Annotated in this window: 20 protein-coding genes, 1 tRNA gene and 1 pseudogene; 9 read left to right on the forward strand and 13 right to left on the reverse strand. The window is 60.9% G+C overall.

Annotation, left to right across the window (positions count from 1 at the left end; genetic code table 11):
* Positions 1-3: 3 nt before the first annotated feature.
* On the reverse strand, positions 4-744 hold the full coding sequence (gene rlmB / locus MU848_RS03505; protein ID WP_247230236.1) for a 23S rRNA (guanosine(2251)-2'-O)-methyltransferase RlmB: 741 nt from the start codon (positions 742-744) through the stop codon (positions 4-6).
* 106 nt (positions 745-850) lie between these two features.
* Here rlmB and MU848_RS03510 point away from each other — a divergent pair.
* From MU848_RS03510 to MU848_RS03525, 4 genes are all read left to right on the forward strand, one after another.
* Positions 851-937, forward strand: a tRNA-Tyr gene (locus MU848_RS03510).
* A 112-nt stretch (positions 938-1,049) separates the two neighbouring features.
* Positions 1,050-1,370, forward strand: coding sequence for a DMT family transporter (locus tag MU848_RS03515; protein WP_097092331.1), 321 nt, complete (start codon positions 1,050-1,052; stop codon positions 1,368-1,370).
* A 70-nt stretch (positions 1,371-1,440) separates the two neighbouring features.
* A complete protein-coding gene (locus tag MU848_RS03520) occupies positions 1,441-3,720 on the forward strand; it encodes a glycoside hydrolase family 3 N-terminal domain-containing protein (protein ID WP_247230237.1) in 2,280 nt (759 codons plus the stop codon).
* Between the two features lie 290 nt (positions 3,721-4,010).
* Positions 4,011-5,879, forward strand: a complete 1,869-nt coding sequence (locus MU848_RS03525) for an ABC-F family ATP-binding cassette domain-containing protein (protein WP_097092329.1) — start codon at positions 4,011-4,013, stop codon at positions 5,877-5,879.
* 6 nt (positions 5,880-5,885) lie between these two features.
* Here MU848_RS03525 and MU848_RS03530 read toward each other — a convergent pair whose 3' ends face one another.
* Both MU848_RS03530 and MU848_RS03535 read right to left on the reverse strand, forming a co-directional pair.
* The gene (locus tag MU848_RS03530; protein WP_247230238.1) at positions 5,886-6,332 is read right to left on the reverse strand and encodes a nuclear transport factor 2 family protein; all 447 of its coding nucleotides are present in this window, start codon (positions 6,330-6,332) and stop codon (positions 5,886-5,888) included.
* Between the two features lie 266 nt (positions 6,333-6,598).
* Complete coding sequence (locus MU848_RS03535; RefSeq protein ID WP_097092328.1) at positions 6,599-7,903, reverse strand: NtaA/DmoA family FMN-dependent monooxygenase; 1,305 nt, start codon at positions 7,901-7,903, stop codon at positions 6,599-6,601.
* Positions 7,904-8,212: 309 nt separating this feature from the next.
* On the opposite strand from MU848_RS03535, the gene MU848_RS03540 reads away from it, so the two are divergent.
* Positions 8,213-9,064 (forward strand): SDR family oxidoreductase, encoded by an 852-nt coding sequence (locus MU848_RS03540; protein WP_247230239.1) that lies wholly within the window; start codon positions 8,213-8,215, stop codon positions 9,062-9,064.
* A 68-nt stretch (positions 9,065-9,132) separates the two neighbouring features.
* Here MU848_RS03540 and MU848_RS03545 read toward each other — a convergent pair whose 3' ends face one another.
* The 3 genes from MU848_RS03545 to MU848_RS03555 form a co-directional block, all read right to left on the reverse strand.
* Positions 9,133-10,473 carry an HlyD family type I secretion periplasmic adaptor subunit gene (locus tag MU848_RS03545; RefSeq protein WP_247230240.1) on the reverse strand — a complete coding sequence of 447 codons (1,341 nt, stop codon included), beginning with the start codon at positions 10,471-10,473 and terminating at the stop codon, positions 9,133-9,135.
* A 1-nt stretch (position 10,474) separates the two neighbouring features.
* Positions 10,475-12,220: a type I secretion system permease/ATPase gene (locus tag MU848_RS03550; RefSeq protein WP_247230241.1), complete on the reverse strand. Its 1,746-nt coding sequence runs from the start codon at positions 12,218-12,220 to the stop codon at positions 10,475-10,477.
* A gap of 417 nt (positions 12,221-12,637) precedes the next feature.
* On the reverse strand, positions 12,638-12,991 hold the full coding sequence (locus MU848_RS03555; RefSeq protein ID WP_247230242.1) for a hypothetical protein: 354 nt from the start codon (positions 12,989-12,991) through the stop codon (positions 12,638-12,640).
* 52 nt (positions 12,992-13,043) lie between these two features.
* Between MU848_RS03555 and MU848_RS03560 the strand changes: the two genes are divergently transcribed.
* Genes MU848_RS03560 through MU848_RS03570 form a run of 3 tightly spaced genes read left to right on the forward strand, consistent with a single transcriptional unit; the run spans position 13,044 to position 16,464 of the window.
* Complete coding sequence (locus tag MU848_RS03560; protein WP_380800162.1) at positions 13,044-14,669, forward strand: recombinase family protein; 1,626 nt, start codon at positions 13,044-13,046, stop codon at positions 14,667-14,669.
* Positions 14,666-15,559, forward strand: coding sequence for a plasmid partitioning protein RepB C-terminal domain-containing protein (locus MU848_RS03565; protein ID WP_247230244.1), 894 nt, complete (start codon positions 14,666-14,668; stop codon positions 15,557-15,559). Before MU848_RS03560 ends, MU848_RS03565 begins: the two co-directional genes overlap by 4 nt.
* Complete coding sequence (locus tag MU848_RS03570) at positions 15,556-16,464, forward strand: plasmid partitioning protein RepB C-terminal domain-containing protein (protein WP_247230245.1); 909 nt, start codon at positions 15,556-15,558, stop codon at positions 16,462-16,464. The genes MU848_RS03565 and MU848_RS03570 overlap by 4 nt, the downstream gene beginning before the upstream one ends.
* Positions 16,465-17,077: 613 nt before the next feature.
* On the opposite strand, the gene MU848_RS03575 is transcribed toward MU848_RS03570, so the two are convergent.
* The 7 genes and pseudogenes from MU848_RS03575 to MU848_RS19160 form a co-directional block, all read right to left on the reverse strand.
* Positions 17,078-17,743: a S24 family peptidase gene (locus tag MU848_RS03575; protein WP_247230246.1), complete on the reverse strand. Its 666-nt coding sequence runs from the start codon at positions 17,741-17,743 to the stop codon at positions 17,078-17,080.
* Between the two features lie 135 nt (positions 17,744-17,878).
* A complete protein-coding gene (locus MU848_RS03580; RefSeq protein ID WP_247230247.1) occupies positions 17,879-18,205 on the reverse strand; it encodes a JAB domain-containing protein in 327 nt (108 codons plus the stop codon).
* Positions 18,193-18,666, reverse strand: a complete 474-nt coding sequence (locus tag MU848_RS03585) for a hypothetical protein (protein WP_247230248.1) — start codon at positions 18,664-18,666, stop codon at positions 18,193-18,195. The genes MU848_RS03580 and MU848_RS03585 overlap by 13 nt, the downstream gene beginning before the upstream one ends.
* 51 nt (positions 18,667-18,717) lie before the next feature.
* Entirely contained in the window at positions 18,718-19,068 is a 351-nt protein-coding gene (locus MU848_RS03590) for a hypothetical protein (protein ID WP_247230249.1), read from the reverse strand.
* A 72-nt stretch (positions 19,069-19,140) separates the two neighbouring features.
* The gene (locus tag MU848_RS03595) at positions 19,141-19,599 is read right to left on the reverse strand and encodes a helix-turn-helix domain-containing protein (RefSeq protein WP_247230250.1); all 459 of its coding nucleotides are present in this window, start codon (positions 19,597-19,599) and stop codon (positions 19,141-19,143) included.
* Positions 19,600-19,778: 179 nt separating this feature from the next.
* A complete protein-coding gene (locus tag MU848_RS03600) occupies positions 19,779-22,028 on the reverse strand; it encodes a TonB-dependent receptor (protein ID WP_247230251.1) in 2,250 nt (749 codons plus the stop codon).
* A gap of 122 nt (positions 22,029-22,150) precedes the next feature.
* Positions 22,151-22,667 (reverse strand): annotated as a pseudogene (locus MU848_RS19160) (IS6 family transposase); the annotation flags it as partial.
* 440 nt (positions 22,668-23,107) lie between these two features.
* On the opposite strand from MU848_RS19160, the gene MU848_RS03620 reads away from it, so the two are divergent.
* A complete protein-coding gene (locus MU848_RS03620) occupies positions 23,108-23,584 on the forward strand; it encodes a hypothetical protein (RefSeq protein WP_247230255.1) in 477 nt (158 codons plus the stop codon).
* Positions 23,585-23,594 lie beyond the last annotated feature (10 nt).

Below are 23,594 nucleotides of genomic sequence, written 5' to 3' on the forward strand. Positions count from 1 at the left end.
CTGCTACCGGCTTGCGGCGGCGTACAGGGCGATGGCAGCCGCGTTGGAGACATTGAGGCTCTCCATGCGCGGGCTGATCGGCAGTTTAGCCAAAATATCGCAATGGGCCATGCTGTTGTGACGCAGCCCTTCGCCCTCCGCACCGAGCACCAGCGCGACGCGCGATTCGCCGATCGCCTCGCCCAATATGGTATCCGCCTCGCCGTCGAGGCCAATGCGCCAATATCCCGCCTCGGCAATCTCATCGAGCGCGCGGGCGAGGTTCACCACGCGCACCCAGGGCACGATTTCCAGCGCGCCGGACGCAGACCGGGCCAACACACCCGACTCCGGCGGCGCATGCCTGTCCTGCGTCACGATGCAAAGCGCGTCGAACGCCGCCGCCGACCGCAGGATCGCGCCGACATTATGGGGATCGGTGACCTGATCGAGAACCAGCACCGGCCGCTTGTCGTCCTGTCCAGCCTCCAAGACATCGCCCAGCCACACATCATCCAGCGGCTCGACTTCCGCGACGATCCCCTGATGGGGTGCATCGGAGGGCACCATGCGGCCGAGGTCCGCCACATCGGCATAGACGATGGGCAGCACCGGCGGCAGGTGGAGCGCGTTCAGCGCGTCGCGCGTGCCCCAGATTTTCCGGACCACCCGGTTGGGATTGGCCAGGGCCGCGATGACGGCGTGCCGTCCGTAGAAGCGGGGAAAGTTGCCTTTGGGCTTAGCGCCGCGATGTCCTTTTTTCATGGAAGCGCTCTTTTCACATCCGGCCATTGACAGGCAAGCCTCCATTCGCCATTGAGCGCGCCTCCAGCGCGGTAAAAGGCAGTTTTGCCTGCCGCGTCAGGGCACTGGACAGGTGGCCGAGTGGTTAAAGGCAGCAGACTGTAAATCTGCCCGGGTTTCCCGTACGCTGGTTCGAATCCAGCCCTGTCCACCACCCTTTGGCTTTGGCCTTCGGGTATCTGCCCCCTTCCGGCGCGCCGCCTCTTTCGGGTTTCCGGCCTGCGCGCTTCCCATTCGAGCCCGTCTGAAAAGAAGGACCGCTCGTCATGGCGTGGCTTGTGCTTGGCATTGCCGTATTCACTGAAATCTGTTGGGCGCTCAGCCTCAAATGGGCGGCAACCATCGGCAGCTGGCAGGCGTCGTCCGTGCCGATCGCCTTGAGCTTCCTGAATATGGGCCTGCTTGCCCTGGCGATGAAGGGACTGCCCGCCGGGACCGCCTATGCCATCTGGACCGGCCTTGGCGCTGTCGGCGTCATCATTGGCGGCATGATCCTGTTCGGTGACCGCATCGCGCCGGTGCAGGCCGGTTTCATGGCGCTGATCGTCATTGGCGTCATGGGGACGAAGCTGTTCGCCCCCGGCTGATCGCGCGGCGGCACCATATGGCGGAGCGGGGCGTTGGCCCCGCACCAATCATCCGTTACGCTGCCGTGCAATGACCATCGATCGTCGCGCCTTCCTGGCTGCCGCTCTATCCGGCTCCTTCGCCTTTCCATTTGCTGGCCGGGCGCTCGCCGCGACGGAGGTCGAGCGCGTCGACGCGTTGATCGCCCGGATGACTGTTGAGGAAAAGGCGGGGCAGATGACCTGCCTTACCGACAGCTTCCGGCCCTACAACCCGCCCAATCCGCAAGTCGGCATACAGGATGAAAAGCGGCTGGCGGAGGAGGTGCGGAAGGGCAGGGTAGGCTGTCTGTTCAACGGCATCGGCGTGGCAGGCGCCCGCCGCGCGCAAGATATCGCCGTCACGGAAAGCCGCCTTGGCATTCCCTTGCTGCTGGCGGGTGATGTCATCCACGGGCTCAAGACCATTTTTCCCGTGCCCTTGGCCGAGGCCGCGAGCTTCGACCCGGCGCTGGCCGAACGCACCGCGCGCGCCATGGCGCAGGAGGCAAGCGCGGCCGGGCTGCACCTCACCTTCGCGCCCATGGTCGATGTCGCGCGGGACCAGCGCTGGGGCCGTGTTGTCGAAGGCTCCGGGGAGGATGTCTATCTCGGTAGCCTGTTCGCCGCTGCCCGCGTGCGCGGATTTCAGGGGCGCGACCTGCGCCGCGACGATTCGCTTCTGGCGTGTCCCAAGCATTTCGCCGCCTATGGCGCGGTCGCGGCTGGCCTTGAATATGGCAGCGTCGACATCTCCGAAGAGACGCTGCGCGAAACCCATCTGCCGCCCTTCGGCTCTGCCTTTGCGGCTGGCGCGCTTACCACCATGGCGGCCTTCAGCGAGATCAATGGCGTCCCCGCCACCGCCGACCGGGAATTGCTGACCGACTTGCTGCGTGGCGAGATGAAGTTTCGCGGCTTTGTCTTTTCCGACTATACCGCCGACGAAGAACTGATCGCGCATGGCTTTGCCGAGGATGAGCGCGATGCCGCGCGCCTGGCGGTGCTGGCTGGCGTCGACATGTCGATGCAAAGCGGCCTGTATATCCGTCATTTGCCCGATCTGGTGAAGAGCGGCGCTGTGCCAATGGGTACGATCGACGTTGCCGTGCGCCGCATCCTCTATGTGAAGATGGCGATAGGTTTGTTCGACAATCCTTACCGCTCCATCAGCGAAGAGGCGGAGCGGACCCGCATCGCCACGCCCGCACGTCATGCCCTGGCGCGGGAAGCCGCCGGGCGGTCAATCGTTCTTCTCCAGAATAGCGGCGTCCTCCCGCTCGATCCCGCCAAGCGCCAGAAGATCGCGCTGATCGGCCCCTTTGGCGAAGACCGGGACAATCTCTACGGCCCCTGGGCATTTTACGGGGAGAAGGGCAAGGGCGTCGACATCGCCGCCGGGCTGCGCGCCGCCATGCCCGATCCTGCCCTGCTCAGCATCGCAAAGGGATGCGACATCATGACGCCGATCGACGGCGGGATCGCGCAGGCGGTGGAGGCGGCCAAGGCAGCGGACATCGTGCTGCTCGCGCTCGGCGAATCGCAGGACATGTCCGGCGAGGCGCAGTCGCGCACCGTCATCGAATTGCCTCCGCCGCAACAGATGCTGGCCGACGCGGTGGCTGCCACCGGCAAGCCTGTCGTCATTCTGCTGCGCCACGGCCGCGCTTTGGCGCTGCACGGGTCGGTCGCGAGTGCGCAGGCTGTCCTCGCCACCTGGTTCCTGGGATCGGAAGCGGGCCATGCCATCGCCGACATCCTGTTCGGCCGGGTCGATCCGTCCGCCAAGCTGCCGGTCAGCTTCCCGTGGGAATCGGGACAGGAGCCCTTCTTCTACGACCGCAAGTCCACCGGCCGCCCCGTGGTTGACAACCGCACCGAATATCGCGCGCGCTACATGACCACGGACAACAGCGCCCGCTATCCCTTCGGCCATGGCCTCAGCTACACCAGATTCGCGCTGGAGAATCTCAAGCTGTCCGACACCGCCTTGCGCTGGGATCGGGCGATAGAGGTGACGGCCCGGCTGACGAACAAGGGGGACCGGCGGGGCAGCGAAGTCGTGCAACTCTACATCCGCGATCGCGTGGCGAGCCGCACCCGCCCCGTGCGCGAACTCAAGCGCATCGAACGCGTCACGCTTGATCCCGGAGAGAGCAGGACGGTGCGCTTCTCCCTGTCTCGCACCGACCTGCAATTTGTCGGATCGGGCAATCGCATCATTGCGGAGCCCGGCCTGTTCGACCTGTGGCTTGGGCAATCGTCGGAGGGTGGGCTCCACGCCCAGTTCACCCTCTATGCGGAGGCAGTTGCGCCCGCATCCGCCCGATAAGCCGGTCATCTCCGCGAAGGCCGAACAGGCGCGCCGCTCCAACTCGCTTTCCTACAGCGGCTGGTCCATGGCATGATGCCACTGGCTCTTTCCTACCGTGAACCTTCCCCGCCCCATGGGTCCGGGGCGTCATTTCGCAAAAATTTTCCTATTGCGAAATCGACGCCACCCGTCCGTACTCACGCAAATGCGTCGGCCACAACAGTGTGAACTTCGCAACGTCCCGCGTGACTGCAAAACTCCCCGCCTGCACCTTCACCACTCCGCGCGGCTCTGCTAGAGGGCGTCCCATGCTGAATCTCAGGGATATCACCGTGCGGCTGGGTGGCCGTACCATCATCGACCGCGCCAGTGCCGCGCTGCCGCCGCGCAGCCGCGTCGGCCTGATCGGCCGCAACGGCGCGGGCAAGTCCACGCTGATGAAGGTGATGATCGGGCAACTCGATCCCGACGATGGCGGTTGCGACATGCCGCGCGACACGCGCCTTGGCTATATCGCGCAGGAAGCGCCCGCCGGGACGGCGACCCCCTTCGAAACCGTGCTCGAAGCCGACAAGGAACGCGCTGCCCTGATGGCGGAAAGCGAAACCACGCAGGACCCGGACCGGCTCGGCCATATCTATGAGCGGCTGACGACGATCGACGCCTATACCGCGCCTGCCCGTGCCGCGCGCATTCTGGTGGGCCTTGGCTTCGACGAAGAAATGCAGGGGCGGCCGCTCGACAGCTATTCGGGCGGCTGGAAAATGCGTGTCGCGCTCGCCGCCCTGCTTTTTTCCGAGCCCGACCTGCTGCTGCTCGACGAACCGAGCAACCACCTCGATCTTGAAGCGACGATGTGGCTGGAAAGCTTCCTCAAAAATTATCGCGGCACCGTGGTCGTGATCAGCCATGAGCGCGATCTGCTCAACAATGTCGTCGACCATATACTGCATCTGGAAGGCGGGAAGGTGACGCTCTATCCCGGCGGCTACGACGCGTTCGAGCGGCAGCGCGCCGAACGGCTGGCGCAGCAGGAAGCGGCCCGCGCCCGGCAGCAGGCCGAGCGCGAGAAGTTGCAGGACTATATCGCCCGCAACTCCGCCCGCGCCTCGACCGCCAAGCAAGCCCAGTCGCGGGCCAAGGCGCTGGCAAGGATGCAGCCGATCGCCGCCGCGATCGAAGACCCCACCCTGTCCTTCGCCTTTCCCAGCCCGCCCGAACTGCGCCCGCCGCTGATCACCATGGACATGGCGGCGGTCGGCTATGGCGACACGCCAGTGCTGCGCCGGGTGAACCTGCGCATCGACCCTGATGACCGGTTGGCGCTGCTTGGCCGCAACGGCAACGGCAAGACAACGCTTGCCCGCCTGATCGCGGCGCAGCTCGCGCCGATGGAAGGGTCGATGAACAGTTCGGCCAAGATGAATGTCGGCTATTTCACCCAATATCAGGTGGAGGAGCTCGACATCGCCGACACGCCGCTCCAGCACATGACGCGCGTGATGAAAGGCGCGACGCCGGGCGCGGTGCGCGCGCAGCTCGGCCGTTTCGGCTTTTCCGGCGAGCGGGCGACGCAGCAGGTCGGCTCCATGTCGGGTGGCGAGCGCGCCCGGCTGGCGCTGGCGCTGATCACGCGCGATGCGCCGCACCTCCTGATCCTCGACGAACCGACCAACCACCTCGACGTCGACAGCCGCGAGGCGCTGGTGCAGGCGCTCAATGAATATTCGGGCGCCGTCGTCATCGTCAGCCACGATCGCCACATGATCGAACTGGTGGCCGACCGCCTCGTTCTGGTGGACGGCGGCACGGCCCAGCCGTTCGACGGCAGTCTGGACGATTATACCGACATCATATTGCGCAAGGCCGATGGCGGCGGCAGCGGCGGGGATGCGCCAAAGGCGGATCGCAAGGCGGAAAAGCGCAACGCAGCCGAGTGGCGCGAAAAGCAGAAGAGCTTAAAGGCAGCGGTCAGCAAGGCGGAAAAGGAGATGGCGACGCTCTCCGCCGAACGCAGCCGGATCGATCAGGCGCTGTTCGATCCCAAGGCGGCGACGGGTGCCGAGGCGAAGATGACGACGACCGACCTCATGGTACGCCGCGCCTCCGTCGAAAAGAAGCTGGAGGCGATCGAGGAAAGCTGGATTGAAGCCAGCGCGGCGCTGGAGGAACTGTAAGGGCCGTCAGCCCGCGTCGATGCGCAGGCGGCTCAGGCGGATTTCGCTGATGCGCCAGCCGTCGGCCAGCCGCACATAGCGCTCATGATAATGGCCGTAGCCATGCATCCAGCGGAAGGGCAGGGGCGAACCTTCCTGAACCCACAGCTTGTCCTCCATCGCCCAGATGCCGCTGGCCTGCGTGTCCGTTTCGATGTGGATTTCGGGCATATGGCCGTGGTGAACGGTCGTGACCTTCTCCAGCATCGGCGCGAGACGCGCAACATAAGGCGCAGCGCCGTGGATCAGCATGCTCTCGTCGCGTTCCCCTGCGGCGTCGCGGAAATCGGCGATCAGGTCGGGTGCGAAGACCGCCTCCAGGGCGGGCCAATCCTTGTTGTCCATGGAGCGGAAGTAGCGTGCTTTCAGGGCATATATCGCCAAGGTCGCTACGATCTTGTCGGTTTCAGTCACGCATTCCTCCCCGCCCGGCCCACGACTTTCAGACCGTTTGCGAGAACCCTAAAGCAGCGGGTGCCGCGTTCCAAGCAAGGCTTTTCCCCGAAAGATGAGGTCGTGAAAATCGTCATGCTGCTTCGTAACATGGACAGCGGCTGGGATTTCCGCTGGGACCAGCACATGCCAAAAACGGCTGGAGCGCGCCGCTATGTGCGGGCGCGCTCCAGCTTCAAAATTTGAAGCGTCGGCGCGGAACAGCGTACCGCGCCACGCCAGTCGCTTTAGAATTCGCGCAGGATCTCGCGTAGCGTCGTGCCCTCATATTCGGTGCGCACCGCACCTGCCCTCTGCAGGGCAGGGATGACGCCGTTGACGAGGTCTGGCAGCTGGCGGTTGTAGCCTGAACCCTCGATCAGGAAGCCATCGCCGCCCACTTCGTCCATCACCGCCATCATCTTCTCGGCAACCTGTTCGACGGTGCCGCTGAAGTCCATGCCGCTCGCACCCTTGCCCGCGGAGAACAGGTCGCGCAGGGACTTGCCCTCTTCGCGGCCCGCCTTCTTCATATATTCAAGGGCGCTGGTGTGGCCGCCAGCAGTAATGTCCTGCGGCACTGGCGCATCCACGTCATATTGGGAGAAGTCGACGTCCAGCGAAGAGGACGCCATCACGATATTATGCTCGAACGCCGACTGCTTTTCGGCCTCGGTCATTTCAGGTCGCTCTCCACCTTCGGGGAAAATTTCGACCGGCGTCAGGAAAAAGACCTTGATGTCGTCAGGATTGCGCCCCTGCTTTTCAGCGCGGTCACGGATTTCCTGGCGATAGGCCTTCATGCCCGGAACGCCGCCTGTCATCATGCCCAGCACGACTTCGGCGTTCTTCGATGAAAACTGCTTTCCGCGTTCGGAAGCGCCCGCTTGCGCGAGGACGGGATAGCCCTGTGGCGATCGCAGCGTGTTCAGCGGACCGCGCGAACGGAAATGCTTGCCCTCGAAATTGACGGTGTGAACCTTGTTGTGGTCGACATAGACGCCTGTCTCAGTATCCGCGACCAGCGCGCCTTCTTCCCAGCTATCCCACAGTTTCTTGCACAATTCGACAAATTCATCGGCAATGTCATAGCGCTCGTTGGGCGGCAGAAGCTTGTCCATGCCAAAGTTCATGGCGGCATTCCGCTCGCTGGACGTGACCATGTTCCACCCGGCGCGTCCTTTGGTCAGGGAGTCGATCGTAGAAAGCAGCCGGGCGAGCAGGTAGGGCGGGTAGAAAGTGGTTGAAGCCGTCGCGATCAGGCCGATGTGCGACGTATCCTGCGCCATCAGAGGCAGCAGCGGTAGCGGATCGAGCTTGGGTGAAAGCGTCGCGTTCTTGAGGTCGAGTTCCATGGAGTTGGCGTAACGATCGCCGACGATCAGGCTGTCCTCGAAGAAGACGAAGTCGAACTTCGCGGCCTCCAGCATCTTGGCCAGTTCTTTATGGTAGGACCCATCCGCCCATTGCGAGCCGAATTCCTTGCCGTCGCCCGGCCATGAGGTGGCGCCGAACTTGGTGAAATAGCCAAGGTGGAATTTCGTGTGGGCCATAGCCTGATACTCTCTCTAAAGGTTTCTCTCATTGCGTCTCAATGGTGCGATGTAGCCGCGACTCCGGCAGCTTCTCCTTCAAAGCCGCGTCCGGGAAGCGCGCGACTGCCGGCCCACCTGCCCCTAATAGTTGACAATGATCAACCTTTGTCAAGTGGCAGAAGCGTTTCGGTTCGACAGCGTTACAAAAAAGGTTCGGGTAAATTGCTCGCGCGTCGGCTGGTCCTGCTTTGGCTTGCCAGGGCACCGATTTGCAGGAACAACGACGGGCAAAATCTGCCCCCCCTACGATCATCAGGAGCTTTGGCCATGCGTAAGGTTGCAATGGTGACCGGAGCCACTCGCGGCATTGGCAAGGCGACCGCACTTGAACTAGCAAGGAGCGGCTTTGCCGTCGCGGTGACCGGCCGCACCCTGCGCGAGGGGGAGGGGCGGCTCGGGAGCCCCAGCGGTTCGAAGGCTATCACCGTGCCCGGCAGCATCGAAGCAACCGTGCGCGAGGTAGAGGCCGCGGGCGGCGAGGCGCTGGGCATACAGATGGATATATTGGACCGAGTATCCATCGATGCTGCGGTAGATGCTGTCCTCGCCAAATGGGGCAGGATCGATGGGCTTTTCAATAACGCGATCTTTCAATCTCCCGCCATCATGTCGCCCATTTCCGCGATCGATGCGGACATTGCGGAGACGGCCATGCGCGGGCTGATGGTCAATCAAATGCACATCACGCAGCGGGTGCTGGACCCCATGCTGAAACAAGGCGGCGGCCGGATCGTCTTCATCACCAGCGGCGCGGGCAGTATGCTGTGCGAACGAAAACTCAGCGAGGGCGGTTGGGGCATGTTGTACGCCGCGGGAAAAGCGGCATTCAGCAAACTCGCGGAGTTTGTCGATCTGGAATATCGGGATCAGGGAATTGCGAGCTTCCACATACAGCCCGGCCTCACCATCACCGAAGCCATGACTGCGCAATATGGCGAAGCCGCCAAGGGTTTTGGCGGCGGACTGCCGTCTTACACCCCCGCCGACACCGGGCGCACGGTCGCCTGGATGATCGCTTCGCCCGACGCGCCAGCCTATGCCGGACCCACGCTGTACCAAGCCTCTACCTTCTTTGAAGATAATGGCATCGTTCCGCGCTTCCCGGCCACCGGCATCTGATCTGACAGTTGCCTCAAATCGTCAGCCTCTGCCATCTATGATGCGCCGCCGAGACCTTGGGCTGCTGCTCACTCGTCCCGGAATGCCCTTGCGAACTGATCCCGTAGCGGTTTCGTGAGGTAAGAGATCATCGTCCGGTTTCCGGTTTCGATGAACAGCTCCGCAGGCATGCCGGGCTTGAGCTTCAGCTCGGGATATTTCTTCAGCTGCGCCTCATCGATTTCGACCCGCACAGGGTAAAAGCTAACCTGTCCTTGCGGGTCGGTCGCCCGGTCGGCAGCCACGAAGGTCACCTTGCCCCGAATTTCCGGCGACGCTGCATTGTTGAAGGCGGTGAAGCGGATGCGCGCGGCTTGGCCGACATGGACATGATCGATGTCGGCAGGGGAGACCGCTCCTTCGACCAGAGGCTGATCGCTGTCCGGCACGATTTCCATGATGACTTCGGCTGGTTTCACAACCCCGCCGATCGTGTTGAAGGCGAGCTTGTCGACCACGCCGCCATAGGGCGCGCGCACCACGCTGCGGTCCTGCGCGTCCAGGGCCGACACGCTGCGCATCTGCTGCTGGTTCAGCGCGGCGTTCAATTGCGCCAGGTCCGTGCCTGCCTGCGAGCGCCGGGTTGCGCCAAGCTGGATCATCTGCTCCTGCGCCTCGGTGATGCGCGCTTCGGTCTGGGCGATGCTGGCGCGCAAGGCGCCCACGCTACCCTGCAGGTCGACGGCGGTGCGTTCCAGCTGGTTCAATCTGCTGATCGTGACGAGGCCCTTGTCCCACAGCTGCCTTACGCCCTTGCGTTCCGGTTCGATCAGCACGGCCTGCTGCTCCAGCGCGCGGATCTGCGCCTGGTAGCCACTTATCTGCTGCCGATGCTGGCGGATGCGCGCCTGTAGCTGAGCCGCTGTGCCAGCTTGCTCAGCCTGCCTGATCTGGAACAGCTTGGTCTCGTCAGCCATGGCTTGCCGCGCAGCAGCGTCACCCGGCGCCAGCTCCTTGGGGAAGGTGATGGTGCTTGCGCCAAGCCGTTCCGCTTCCAGCCGGGCGCGCTGCGCCAGCATTTGATCGACGCTGAGGCTCGAATATTCCGCATCCGCTCCTGTCACGCGATCGTCGAACCGCATCAGCACCTGTCCTTTTTGGACATGAGTGCCGTTGTCGACCAGGATGTCCTCGATCACGCCCCCCGCCGGATGCGCGATCTTCTTGATGTGCGACGCGAGCCCGATATGCCCTGACGCTATGACCGCGCCGCCGATGGGGATCAGCATGGCCGCCATGCCGAAGCCCAAGACGAGCACTGCAATGGCGATCAGGACGGCCTTCACCTTCTTCTGAACATGTTCAGCCGGATCATATGGGATCGCGGGTTGATCCAGGACCATGAGCCCGGCGGGGAGATTGGTTGTCATCCTATGGCTTTCCCACACTGGCGCCCTGCATCGCCACGACATTTTCCTGGCGCAGCTTAGGCTTCTGCCGCAAGCGCGCCATGATTTCGGCGGCCGGGCCAAATGTTTCCATTCGGCCGTTACGCATCAACAGGATGTGGCTGACCCGGCCTAATATATCGGCTCTGTGGGAAACCACGACCAGGATGCCCCCGCGCTCGCGCACCGATGCAATGGCGGCGGCCAGTGCGGCTTCGCCTTCGCTATCGAGGTTGGAATTGGGCTCGTCCAAAAGCACGAAGAATGGATCGCCATAGAGCGCACGCGCAAGGCCGATGCGCTGGCGCTGTCCGCCCGAGAGCGCTTCGCCATCCACCCCAACGCGGGTCTCATATCCCTGCGGAAGACGCGTGATCAGGTCGTGGACAGCCGCCGCCTTGGCCGCCGCCAAGATCGCCTCCGACGTCGCGGCCGGATCGAAGCGCGCGATATTTTCTGCGATTGTGCCATCCAGAAGCTCCACCGATTGCGGCAGGTAGCCCACCCATTCGCCCAAGTGCTCGGCATCCCATTGGCCGATCGACGCGCCATCGAAGCGGATGGTCCCCTTGGCGGGGCGCCAGGCGCCGATCAGCGCGCGGCCGAGCGAAGACTTGCCCGCGCCGCTCGGGCCGACCACCGCGCAGGCATCGCCCGCGTTCAGTTGGAATGAGACGCCACTGACGGTCAACTGGCGACTGCCGGGCGGGAAAACGACCAGCTTTTCCACCTCCAGCTTCCGGTCCGGCCTGGGCAGACGCAGCGACACTGGCTGCGGCGCAGGTACACGCTTCAGCATCGCTGTCAGCGTAAGCCACCCGACGCGGGCGCTGATGAACCCCTTCCAATTTGCGATCGCCTGATCGACCGGCGCCAATGCGCGCGCGGACAGGATCGAGGAGGCGAAGATCACGCCGCCGCTTGCCTTGTCATCCAGCACCAGTAATGCGCCCACCGTCAGGATAAGCGACTGGAGCGCAAGCCGTAGCATCTTGGCTAACCCGCCCAATGCCGCGCCAGAACGTGTCAGCTTGTTCTGTGCGGCTCCATAGGCGCTGTTCAACTGGGCCCAGCGCTGCTGCATGCGATCCCGCATGCCAAGGGCCGTCAGAAGTTCGACATGACGCAGATTCGTTTCGGCTGCCCCATTGCGGTAAGCCGACAGCTGCGAAAGCTGCTCGGCGGGCTGCTTCATGACGCGATTGGTGATCAGCGTCAGGGAAAACAGCACGGCCGCTCCGATCAGCGTCGTTACGCCCAGCCACATATGGAGCGCGAACAACACGCCCAGGAAGAAGAGTATCCAAGGCAAATCGATCATCGCGACAGCGCCGCTCGACAAAAATGCGCGCACATTTTCAAGATCGCGCATCGGCCCCAACCCGTCGCCCGGCAACTTCTGACCGGCAAGCGCCATTTGCGAAATCGCGCTCTGCACCCTGCCGGACAGCTGCTGCTCAACGGCATTGGCGACATCGGCCAGCATTCCGGCGCGCATATTCTCGAAGAAGCCCTGGAAGGCGTAGACGATCATCACCAGGATCGCGAGACCGGCTAATGTCGGGACGGATCGGCTCGGCAGAACCGAATCATACACCATCATCATGTACAAGGAGCCGCCAAGCAGCAGCACGTTCAGTATGGCACTGACGCACAGGACAATGATGAACACTTTCTTATAGTTACGGACGGCGTCCCACAACTCACCGTCACGTCCCCCGCCCGACATGAACACTTTCACACCCTCTCAGCGTGTTTCCGAATAGAAGAACTAGGCCAGTTAGACATGATCGGGCAGATCCCGCCGTACTCCCCGCCATGCCCAGCTCACCGCCGCCGCACTCGCCCCCGCGAGCCCAGCCTTACCCTAGTACCAAATGCCTTACGGCTGCTTACTACATTTACGCAGATATGCCGCGCGGAAAGCGCGCAAGAACCGCCCCATGAATGACCGATATGCAGGCCATCCCAGGCTCAGCACAATGCCGCTGAGGTGAAGCGTGACAAAATATGGATCAGGCCGCACGTGCGGCCCAGCCCCATCTGCTTTAGCGAAATCTTCCGGGGGCTGGCGGTGCTGCCAGTCATGGGCGAACCGCTCTCCGGGTGATGCATTGTGCAGCGAAGAGACATTCGCTGCACCTTCCTATGAGTCACGCGCTGCTACATGATCTATGAAATTCACGACCTCGACGAGTTTCTCTCTGAGAGTCGACAGTTCCACCGCAAGAAGCACGTCCTGTCGTCCCGCGGCAACCAGCAGGGTGCCGAGGATCCGGTCGGAGTGTCGCATGAGCGCGAGCAGGTGAGGACCTTGTGGGGCATGAGTCCCTGCGAGCCAGTGTTTTACGCTTCGTTCGCTCGCACCGGTCCAGCGAATCGCGGTCTTCACCGCCTGATGGGTCAGCCCCAGCTCCTCAACGAGCGTCTGCGAGATCATGGCGGTGAATGCCTGCTTTGCCTCCTTTGAGGGTAAAACATTGCCTGTTTTCGGAAACATCTTTCCTCCCCTTCGCGTCTATAATTGCGGCTCATGAGGGGCATCGACCCCAGTGTCCGATCGGTGGAGCGAAGCTGGCGTCCTAGCCACTTCGTTCCGAACACAGGGATCTGGAATCTTGGAGAGCTGGTCGGCAGATCATCCAAAGGACTTAGGACCGCTAATCAAGGCCGCGGAATATGTCCGCATGTCCACCGACCATCAGCAATTTTCAACGGAAAATCAGTCTGACGCTATTCGCGCGTACGCTGCGCAGCGGGGAATGGTGATCGCCAAAACCTATGCCGACGACGGCAAGAGCGGCCTTAGCGTTCAGGGCCGGGACGCTATCCAGCGACTCATCGACGACGTCACCTCAGGAAAGGCCGACTTCTCGGTCATCCTGGTTTACGATGTAAGCCGGTGGGGACGCTTTCAGGACGCCGATGAAAGCGCCTACTATGAATATATCTGTCGCCGCGCGGGCATCGACGTCCATTACTGCGCGGAGCAGTTTGAAAATGATGGCAGCCCGGTGGCCACAATGGCCAAGGGCTTCAAGCGGTGGATGGCTGGCGAGTACAGCCGTGAGCTTTCGAACAAGGTTTTCATCGGTCAGTGCAGACTGATCGAGCTGGGTTTCAGGCAAGGCGGGCCGGCAGGGTTCGGGTTGCGCCGAATGCTGATTGACCAGAATGGCGTTGTGAAAGGTGAGCTTGCACGAGGTGAACAAAAAAGCATCCAAACTGACCGGGTGGTCCTCTACCCGGGTCCGGATCATGAAGTTGCAATCGTGCGCCGGATCTACACTCTGTTTGTGGTGGATCAGCTGACGGAGCGCGAAATAGCCGAGCGCCTGAATGAGTCGGGCTCGTGCACTGATCTCGGGCGGCCTTGGACGAGGGGAACGGTGCACCAGATACTCATCAACGAGAAGTACATCGGGAATAATGTGTGGAACCGCGTTTCTAACAAGCTCAAGAAGAAGCGGGTCCGCAATGACCCGGCGATGTGGATCCGGGCTGAGCGTGCGTTCAGACCGCTGGTGGATCCGGGGCTGCACAATGCCGCTCAGATCATCATTCGGGAGCGATCTGCCCGGATGACTGACGAAGAAATGCTGGGCGCGCTGGATGGTCTCCTGAGACGCCGTGGGCTTCTCTCGGGAATTATCATCGATGAGGCTGAAAATGTGCCCTCGAGCAGCAGCTATCGCTCGCGCTTTGGCAGCCTCGTGAGAGCCTATTCGCTCGTCGGCTATCAGCCGATGCGCGACTACGGGTATGTCGAAGTCAATCGGCAGCTGCGTTGCCTCCATCCCGGCGTAGTGCAGGATATAGTTCGTGGGTTCGAAGCGGGCGGCGCACTGGTGGAAAAATCCGACGAAGATCTGCTCATCGTGAATGGTCAGTTTTCGGTGTCAGTCCTGATCGCCCGGTGCCAGCGCAGGCCGTCAGGATCACTACGATGGCAGATCCGCTTCGACACCAGCCTCATGCCCGATATCACGGTTGCTGTCAGAATGGATGCGAACAACCGGGAGGCGTCCGACTATTACATCTTCCCGCGTCTGGATCGGCTTGGCTCGGCTCTCCGGCTGGCGGAGGAAAATGGTCTCATGCTTGACGCCTACAGATTCGATTCACTCGACCTGCTCTTCGGTCTCGGAGAGAGATACAATCTGCTGGAGGCAGCATGATGGTCGGAGCACCTGATCAGGCGATCGAATATATTCCGATCACCGACATACAGGTGTTGAATCCACGGACCCGCAGCCGGAAACTCCACCGAGAGATCGTGGACAACATCGAAGCCGTGGGGCTAAAACGCCCGGTGACCGTTAGGCGGCATCCCGGAACAGAACGATATGACCTTGTTTGCGGTGAGGGCCGGCTCGAGGCATTCCGGATTCTGGGCGAAACGGACATTCCGGCAGTCGTTATTGATGCAGACGAAAACGACTGCCTGGTCATGAGCCTCGTCGAGAATATCGCTCGACGTCAGCATCGCCCCATCGACCTCCTTCGTGAAATCGGTTCGCTGCATCGGCGCGGGTATACTGACGGTCAGATTGGTGAGAAGATCGGTTGCACCGCCAGCTGGGTAAACATGGTCGTCCAGCTACTGGAGCGTGGCGAGGAAAGACTGCTTTCGGCGGCTGAGACGGGGCTTATTCCGATCAGCCTGGCAGCAGATATCGCAAGGGCTGAAACAGTTGCGGCTCAGGATCTTCTGTTGGAGGCGTATGCATCGGGCAAGCTGAAGGGCAAGAAGCTTGGGGCTGTCCGGCGCCTCCTGGACGCGAGAATGCGGCGGCATCGCTCGCTCAGGAGCCAAAGCCTCGGTCGGAAGTCGCCGGGCCGACGCCTGTCACCGGCCGACCTCATGAGACTGTACCAGACCGAAGCCGAGAAGCATCGGATCGTAGTCAAAAAGGCTGATTTCACGCAGACGCGCCTGCTCTTTCTTGTGGAAGCACTCCGAGATCTGCTGGCGAATGAAGCATTTGTCACACTGTTGCGCGCTGAGGGAATGGCTGTTCTGCCTAAGGTCCTCGCCAGCCGGCTTGGTAAGGAGCCCAGCCTGTGACGGAAAGTCGGAGGGTCAGGCTCGCGTTTGAAACCACATCGCGGCTGGTTGCGCTTGATCGCCTGATCCCGTTGAAGATGCTCAGGGACGGGTGGCGGGAGAGTGCGAAATACCGCCAGATTCTCGGATCCGTACGCGCGATCGGTCTGGTCGAGGCTCCCGTTGTCACGTCTGCGCCCACCGCCCCTGGATGTTATTATCTGCTTGACGGGCACCTGCGGATAGAGGCCCTGAGGGATATTGGGGCCGAAGAGGTTGAGTGCCTCGTTTCAACCGATGACGAGGGATACACATATAACAGGCGGATCAACCGGCTCACACCCGTGCAGGAGCACCGCATGATCAGGCGAGCTGTCGAGCGCGGAGTTCCTGAGACTCAAATCGGGAAAGCTCTTGGCCTTGATGTTGGTTCGATCCATCGGCGTACCCGCCTGCTCAATGGCATCAGTGCGGATGCTGTCGATCTCCTCAAGGATATTCAGTGCCCCGCGATCGTGTTTGATCTCCTCCGACAGATGCTCCCGGCGCGGCAAGTTGAGGCGGCGGAACTGATGATCGGCCAGAACAACTTCTCTGGTCAATTCGCGAGGGCGCTTCTGGGAGCTACCCCCGACAGGTTGTTGGTGAAAAGCCGGAAAAGAGCAGCGGACGCGGGTAGCTCTGCTGATCAGCTCGCTAGGATGGAGCATGAGCTCGCCCGATTGCAGCTTCAGGTGAAGTCGGTCGAGGACACGTATGGGGTGGACAATCTGCATCTGACAGTGGCGCGCGGATACGTCCGGTCACTGCTTTCCAACCCCCGCATAGTCCGCTGGGTGGATCAACACCGACCGGAATACCTTCGTGAACTGCAGGTAATCGCAGAAATTGAAGTGATAGCCGCTACCGCAGATGCAGCGGAGTGAGCGACGGGGACCCGGACCCGGAAAGCGCGGGGACCGCAGGAGACGCCGCACTGAGAGGCGGATCGAGGGCGGGGTGGGAATGGCGGCGACCCCGCACTGAGCCCATCAGGTCGGCAGCCATAAGCCGACTGGAACTGGCGGAGGCATGACCGCCATGCCTCCGCCTGCTCGCTCAATGAGCCCCAATTGCAAAGTCTGACCGTCAGCACATGGTGCCCCGGCGCCTGCTCTGGTGTGATGGACAGCTGGAGGAGCCGATGGTTGCTACTGAGTGCAAATTAACCATTTTGGAGGCGGTAGATGTTGCGAGAATCCTCGATTGCTGTAATCAGCGCCGATGCAACAACCTGCAGCATTTTCAGTGCTGCTGTCAGACCAGAGGCGGCGTGAAATGCCCGGGAAATCGAGTGCGGAGGCAGGTTCTCCGTCACAGGTCTCGCAGCTGGCTGACATACTAAACAGCTGTCTTGCCATATTGGACAGGCTTCAGCTGCTACAGGCGGCAGCACATCTCAGTGCAGGGATAGAGTTTTTGCCCGGTCAATCAGCCGCGCCGCTCATCGAATTGGAGGATATATCTGGCATCCCTTCAAGGGTGAGGCCCTGACGCCCATTAGCGCAGGGTTCGACCTATCCAGACGACCCTCCCGACGATCGTCACAAGCTCTGAATCAACGTCGCTCCAGCTCGGGTAGAAGCTGTTGTCGCTCAAAATGCTGTAGCGCCCCTTGCTCGGCCCCAAGGCGATCCGCTTGACCATCAACACGCTGTCAAGCCGAAGTACATAGATACCATCGCGCATTCTGCTGGCCCCGTCGCTGTGGTCGACCATGATATGATCGCCGTGGCAAAGGGTCGGCGCCATAGATTCGCCGTCCACACAGATGATCGAGACATGAGGAGCCTGAGCACCAATTTCTCTCAGCCATCTTGAGTCAAACGCCAGCACATCAGACGACTGTTCGTTTGCATCCAGCGTTCCGGTACCTGCCGAAGCCGCAAGGTGGATTCTCTGGATCGGAATGGATTTGGGCGAACGGAGGGGAGCTATGGACGCACTTTCAGGTGACGCGATGCCACTCAGCATATGCTCGGGAACGCCAAGATGACGCGCAATCGTGCGCCGATCCTGTTCATCAAGGCGGCGGGGTGTGCCTCGTTTGATGAACTGCTGGATATAGGCGGGGTTTTTTCTGATAAGCCGGGAAATATCGGAGTAAGTGAGCCCCTGTTCCGCTATTGCTTCATCCAGAAAACGCCGCGCTCTTTCTGTCGCCATGTCTTAGCTGCCGCGTGATATTGATTTCGACTGTTCAGTCTAATTGGAGTCGCGTGGATCGCAAAATAAATTCGCTGCATGATCAGGCATTTGTGCCTGCGTTCTCAGCATCCAGTCGAATGAGCAGCTGACTTTTTACAGCAGCCCCTGGTTAAAAAAGCTGAATGTCCTCTGCTCACCCACGATCACGTGATCCCGGACCCTGATATCCAGTTGCCTGCAGATATTGAAGAGCCGTCGCGTTACCTCGACGTCTTCCCTGCTGGGTGTGGGATCGCCCGAAGGATGGTTGTGCGCGATCACCAGCGCGCTGGCGTCCAGCGCAATCGCCCGGCCGACGATCTGACGAAAGGGGACGACGACCTCGGTGTAGCTTCCAGTCCAGACCTGCTCGTCCACTGGCTGAGTATTTTGCCCGATCAGATAGAATGCTCGGAACTGCTCATGCGTTAGCGAGGCCATATTCGTGGCCAGGTACGCAGCAAGGCCGGTGGATCCCCGATATTCTGGTTCGAAAAGCTTCGATAGCGTGCGTCCAGCGTGATGCCGCGGACCATGAAAAGCTGCATGGGTATTGCCCATAGTCCTTTAAGCCCATGATAGATGGCAGGAGAGATCCCAATCTGGGCAACGGACGCCAGGTGAGTGGCAACCTGTACCAGCGCGCAGGCCGCCGTCCACAGCGGCCACCACCGATCGCTCGTCAGAGCGATCGTGACGAAGCCAAGCAGACAGATCAGATCCAGCATAAGCAGCGGGTACACCGTGTGTCCCCATGAACGCTGCTCCATCAACCCGATGTAAAAGCCCACGACTGTAACACATACGATCAGCCCGGCACCAAGGCGTTCCGGTCTGCCGCCTACGATAGCTGCGTACAGACAGCAGCATAGCGTCATCGCCCAATATATGATCAGGAGCATGTTTTTGGCCGTCCATTTTTCAGCAGGACGGCCAAAGCATTGAAACCGCCGTCAGGCAACCACCCGCAGTTCATTAGTCTCGGCAGGTTCGATCCACGGGCATACCGGACCTGGAACGCAGCCGATCGGAACGTTCTTCAAATTGGAATCCATTTTCATGCCGATCAGTTCAAGATGGACATCGACAAAGGCGCGGCGCCCATCAACTATCGTCTTGAAGCCTTCGGCAAGGCGTTCGAGCGCAGGCTGAGACGCAGCGTCATTCAGGCTCGCGTCCTCGAAAGCCTCAAGGACATCTGTTGCGAGCATGGAGAATTTCTTGAGCGCGCCATCGATAGCGTTCTGCGTACGGCCGATATCCGTCACCACGCGGCGGGCCAGAAGGGGATTGAAGTCGGTCATGAGGTCTCCTTCGCAAACCCTCCACGGGCCTGCGTTGCTAAGTTCGTGATGTGGGAGAGCAGGAGCCGGTCGTCAGGATAATGCGACGAAGGCGCCTTTGAGGAGAAGGGTCATGGCGAGCCCGCAGATCAGGATAAACAAGGCAATCTTGCTGATCGCGACTAGCCGCGCTCCAGGCGTTAGGTCATTGGGCTTACCTCCGATCGGGGGAAGACCAGGCAGTCCAGAGGCGCGCTCGTCCTGCTCGGTCGGTCCGGCAGGAATGGCAGAATCGGGCTCTTCGACAACGGCTTTCGGCTTGAATTCAAATCTCTTGAATGTCCGGCCATTCTCAATTTCCGAGAGGATCCGGGCAGCTTCCCGCCTGTTTGCCGCCCCCAATGCCTGTCGTGCTCGATGAAGATACTGATCTACGGTCTGGTGGGTAAGGCCGACGAGCGGCGCGATTTCCTTCGAGCTCCTGCCTTCGCCGCTGAGGCGAATGCACTGCTTTTGCACATCGGACAGTTTCGCAAGCCGGTCGTCCAACATGCGCCTCCCAACAAACTCCCTCATCAACCATGCAACTGGCGGAAATATCCTAGAGTTGATAGCCCCAAATTGAGGAAAAAAATGAGCTTTACGTCAGCGTGAAAGCCAGCTTGCCGAAGCTCTGTCATTTTAACGGATGGCGGCTGCTAACCAGACGTGACTGCGCCTAACAAGCCGGCTCAGATATGGCCTTCCAGGACAAAGCCCAATATGCGCGGGTCGCTCACCGCGCCTCGCTTGCGTCCATCCACGTCGAGGAAAAATTGTTCGCGCTGTTGAACATTGAAGATGTTGCGCGCGGTCAGATAGGCACTGACGGCGCGCGCCTTCCAGCCGACCTTGCCACTGATGATGGTTCGGCCGGGGATATCCCTGTCATTCTGATCAGTCAGCGTCTGAAAATAGGGGCTCCGATAATGGGCGTTGATGTCGGCAACAAAGCCCCGGCACCTGGCATAGGAAGCCCCTGCGGACATGGTCCACCGCGGCGCGCGAGGAAATTCTTTGCCCTGAAGGTCCATGTCGGCGAAGCCTGGATGGGGCGCAGGGCCGCTGAACCTTGTTCTGGTATAGCCTGACCCAAATTGAAAGCTCAGGGCATCGATGGGCGTGACGCTCGCCTCAAGCTCGAAACCATAGAGCCGGGAGCGACCTGCATTCACGATCTGGCTGTCAAACAGGGATCCAGCCGTCAGCTGCAGCGCGATCTGCTGCTGTTCCCAGTCCGTCCAGAAGAGATTTGCATTGAAGGTTAGACGCCGATCGAACAGGTTTGATCGCATCGAGGCTTCGTAACTGGTTGTATATTCCGGCCCGTAGCGGAAGGCCTCGCCCCTCTGCTGATTGATACCGGATCCGCCTGCGCGGTATCCGCGTCGTATGCTCCCACTGATTGCCAGCTTGTCGCTAAGATCATAAGTGACAGCCATCAGGGGCAGCCAGGCATCATAGGCCACACGTCTCGCCCGGTCTGAACCGTTGGCGCCGGCAACCAGCGTTCGCAGCGAGCTGTTGAGCTGCGACACGATCGGCGCGAGCGCGGGGCTAGGCGACTGGGCAGGGTCCGGCAGCGCCTGATCTATCGCCGCTGTCTGCGACACGGACCGTGTCTGCGCTTCATGGTCATATCTAAGGCCCAGCCGCACATGCACGCGACTGGTTAGTGGAATGCTGAAGTCAGCAAAGGCTGCGAAATTTTGAACGCTCTGCGGCTGCGACAGGCTGTTTTGAATAGGCAGCGCGCCGCCATAGAGCGCAATCACCGTGTCCACAGTCTCGGGAGAAATGCCTGCCGCCTGCAGCTGCCAGGGAACGCCCAGGCTCTTGAGGCTGAGACGTTGATGAGACGAAAATAGATAATCGCGCTTCTCGCGCAGGAAGAAAGCGCCAATCAATCCTGTTGCCCAGGATTGGCGAAACTGGAACCGGATCTCATTCTGAAAGCTCGTGGTCGGCTCGTCGATAAGGCTTATCTGACCAGCCGTAGCGCTTCTATCAGCGTCAGCGCTTGACCGGAAACGGAAGCGACTGAGATTGCTTAGAAGCGTGAGCTTCGATTGCGGGCTGAGATCATATCTGGCGGTGACTGTGCCAAGCGTGCTGCCAACCTGGCGCACATCCGGAAAATCTGAGGTGACGAGCCGATCTCGTCCCGCGAAAGGGGGATCGAGCTCGATGTAGAATGCGCCACGCTCATGCCTGTCATGCGTAACGGCGGCGAGGACTGACAGCTTGGGAACTGCGTCGGGCGTGATCAAAATCTTCCCGCGCATGGTCAACGCCTGTCTTTGATCGGCATATCGCCCTGTAGTTGCGCTTCTTGCGAACCCGTCTGCCTGCAAAGCCTCGCCAGAAATGCGGAAGGCCAGCTGGTCCTGAACAACGGGGCCGCCAAGAGCCATTGCTGCTCGCCTGCCGCCGCCTTCCTGTGAAAGCAGCAGTCGCGCCTTGCCGCTCCAGTCAAAGTCTGGATCGACGGTGTTGACGAGGACCACGCCCGCCAGGCTGTTCCGGCCCTGAAGCGTCGATTGGGGTCCACGGAAGACTTCAACCCGGGATATATCGAACAGATCCAGGGGGCCGGAGGCCAATACCAGTCGGGGGAGGGCGGCGCCGTCGAGATAGACACTCGCCAATGGACCCTCGCCACTGCCCGACACGTTGAAGGCGTCAATTCCACGGATGGAAAAGGTCGTTCGATTGCCGTCGACCATGACGTTGGGAATGCGGTCAAGGACGTCATAGACGGTCAGAAGATCCTGTTTGGCTATGGTGTCAGCTGAAGTCACCGACACGCTCGCGGTCGTGCGCTGGAGAGGGCGAGCTATCTTTTCGCCGGTGACGATAAGCTCGGGCCTGACAAGGGCGTCAGCAGGCTCGCCAGCCATTTCCACAGCGCCAACCGGTGTCGCCACGGCGATAGTAATCATTCCCGCCGCAACCGTCGCGGTCGACCTTGATCTGAATTGCACCTGTTGCCGCGCCCTGCGATGTTCTTTCCATGTTCCTGAGTGAACTCATTGCCTTGGGGGAAAATCAAAAACAATATAATCTGGATTCGGTTGTTCGCCCAGCGAGCGATTTCCTGCTTCGCCCGGTTGCCAGGCTCATCCATCGCCGCGCCCTAGGTGCGGAGGCCGTCGGTGGTGATCGTTTCGGGAGATCCATGAGGCTTCAGCGCCTTCTTATGAAGGTCAACGCAGCTATTTTGTCACGGGTTTTGGTGACATCGCTATCCAGAAGTTCGCCCTACTGATCGCGGGCGCGGCACAGATAGGCCATCTCGCCATTTACCTTCACGTACATTTTGTCGAGGTGCCAGCGCCAGTGAGGAAAGCCCCGCAAGCGGCTGATCCGCTGGCGGAGAATGTCGCCTGCGAACAGCGGGCCGAGCCTGTTCAACCATATCGCACCGCCTCATGGCTGACGTCGATGGCGCGCTCCAGGAGCAGATCTTCCACGTTCCGCAGGCTGAGCGGAAAGCGCACGTACATCATCACCGCCAGTCGGATCACCTCGGGCGACGAGTTGAAGTAACGGAACGGATTGTCAGGCTTGGAGCGGCTCATCCCCCCCTTATTTTGCTCTGATAGCGCCCGGCACACCGCTACCCGGCTTGTCAGGGCCGCAGCTGCTCATGCCATGAGTGTAGCGGCTGCTTCAGTCGCCCGCCATTTTGCTCTGGCTGCACTCCCCGGTTTCATCCACAACGGACACAACTTCCTGAATATCGCTTTTCCATTCGGCGCATTATGCTGTTCGATCGTTGACGCAATGATTTCAGAAATATAGCGTCCGTCTCAGGCCTCTGCTTGTAGAGAAAGCCGGCGTCGGGGGGCGTTCAGTGCGTAAATATTCTGTATTCTGCAAACAAAGCCGCAATGTTGCGCTTCACAGGTTCAGCGCCGCTGTTTCGCTGGGCGATGCGGCGCGGCGCCCCTTTAACTCCGCCCGCGCCTGATCAGTGCGCTCCGCTTTGTCCGCTACGCGGTTAACTACCGTCGCGCTCATGCTGTGCGGCCTTACCGCGGCCGCAGCGTCGGCTCAGGGGTATGACCGGCAGCTTTTCGGAGTAGGCGAGTGGCGCCTGTCGATCGCGCGCGACAGATTTTCGCAGGAGGTGGTCTGTGATCTCCGCGCGCGCAGCGCCATGCGCTATGTGGAAGGTGCAATAGGCTTCCAGCTCGGGCGCAGAGGTGACGTCCTCCAGAGCTGGTACGGGATCGACAATGGAGAACCTCGTCGCTGGCGGGATCAGCTCCCCGAGCTGGCGCGCTTGCGTGTTAACATCAACGATCGTGATATGGATCGTCCGACCGGTGGGATGCTGTGGGTTCCCATTGATCAGCTGGGCGACGCCAAAGTGGTCACGATCCAGCGGCGCCCCGGATCGAAACCACGCCAGTTCTCGCTCGATGGCTTTTGGCGCCTTCATGACTATGCGATCACTCAGGGCTGCACGCCGGAAAGCCGGTTTTTTCGATGAGGGGGTACGG

This window comes from Sphingobium agri, assembly GCF_023051225.1.
In the GTDB taxonomy this organism is placed as follows: Bacteria; Pseudomonadota; Alphaproteobacteria; order Sphingomonadales; family Sphingomonadaceae; genus Sphingobium; species Sphingobium agri.

Bases quoted from the DNA above. Each gene is read 5' to 3' on its own strand.
- rlmB (WP_247230236.1), bottom strand. From the start codon at position 744: ATGAAAAAAGGACATCGCGGCGCTAAGCCCAAAGGCAACTTTCCCCGC.
- MU848_RS03515 (WP_097092331.1), top strand. From the start codon at position 1,050: ATGGCGTGGCTTGTGCTTGGCATTGCCGTATTCACTGAAATCTGTTGG.
- MU848_RS03520 (WP_247230237.1), top strand. From the start codon at position 1,441: ATGACCATCGATCGTCGCGCCTTCCTGGCTGCCGCTCTATCCGGCTCC.
- MU848_RS03525 (WP_097092329.1), top strand. From the start codon at position 4,011: ATGCTGAATCTCAGGGATATCACCGTGCGGCTGGGTGGCCGTACCATC.
- MU848_RS03535 (WP_097092328.1), bottom strand. From the start codon at position 7,903: ATGGCCCACACGAAATTCCACCTTGGCTATTTCACCAAGTTCGGCGCC.
- MU848_RS03540 (WP_247230239.1), top strand. From the start codon at position 8,213: ATGCGTAAGGTTGCAATGGTGACCGGAGCCACTCGCGGCATTGGCAAG.
- MU848_RS03545 (WP_247230240.1), bottom strand. From the start codon at position 10,473: ATGACAACCAATCTCCCCGCCGGGCTCATGGTCCTGGATCAACCCGCG.
- MU848_RS03550 (WP_247230241.1), bottom strand. From the start codon at position 12,220: ATGTCGGGCGGGGGACGTGACGGTGAGTTGTGGGACGCCGTCCGTAAC.
- MU848_RS03555 (WP_247230242.1), bottom strand. From the start codon at position 12,991: ATGTTTCCGAAAACAGGCAATGTTTTACCCTCAAAGGAGGCAAAGCAG.
- MU848_RS03565 (WP_247230244.1), top strand. From the start codon at position 14,666: ATGATGGTCGGAGCACCTGATCAGGCGATCGAATATATTCCGATCACC.
- MU848_RS03575 (WP_247230246.1), bottom strand. From the start codon at position 17,743: ATGGCGACAGAAAGAGCGCGGCGTTTTCTGGATGAAGCAATAGCGGAA.
- MU848_RS03580 (WP_247230247.1), bottom strand. From the start codon at position 18,205: ATGGCCTCGCTAACGCATGAGCAGTTCCGAGCATTCTATCTGATCGGG.
- MU848_RS03585 (WP_247230248.1), bottom strand. From the start codon at position 18,666: ATGCTCCTGATCATATATTGGGCGATGACGCTATGCTGCTGTCTGTAC.
- MU848_RS03590 (WP_247230249.1), bottom strand. From the start codon at position 19,068: ATGACCGACTTCAATCCCCTTCTGGCCCGCCGCGTGGTGACGGATATC.
- MU848_RS03595 (WP_247230250.1), bottom strand. From the start codon at position 19,599: ATGTTGGACGACCGGCTTGCGAAACTGTCCGATGTGCAAAAGCAGTGC.
- MU848_RS03600 (WP_247230251.1), bottom strand. From the start codon at position 22,028: ATGATTACTATCGCCGTGGCGACACCGGTTGGCGCTGTGGAAATGGCT.
- MU848_RS03620 (WP_247230255.1), top strand. From the start codon at position 23,108: ATGCTGTGCGGCCTTACCGCGGCCGCAGCGTCGGCTCAGGGGTATGAC.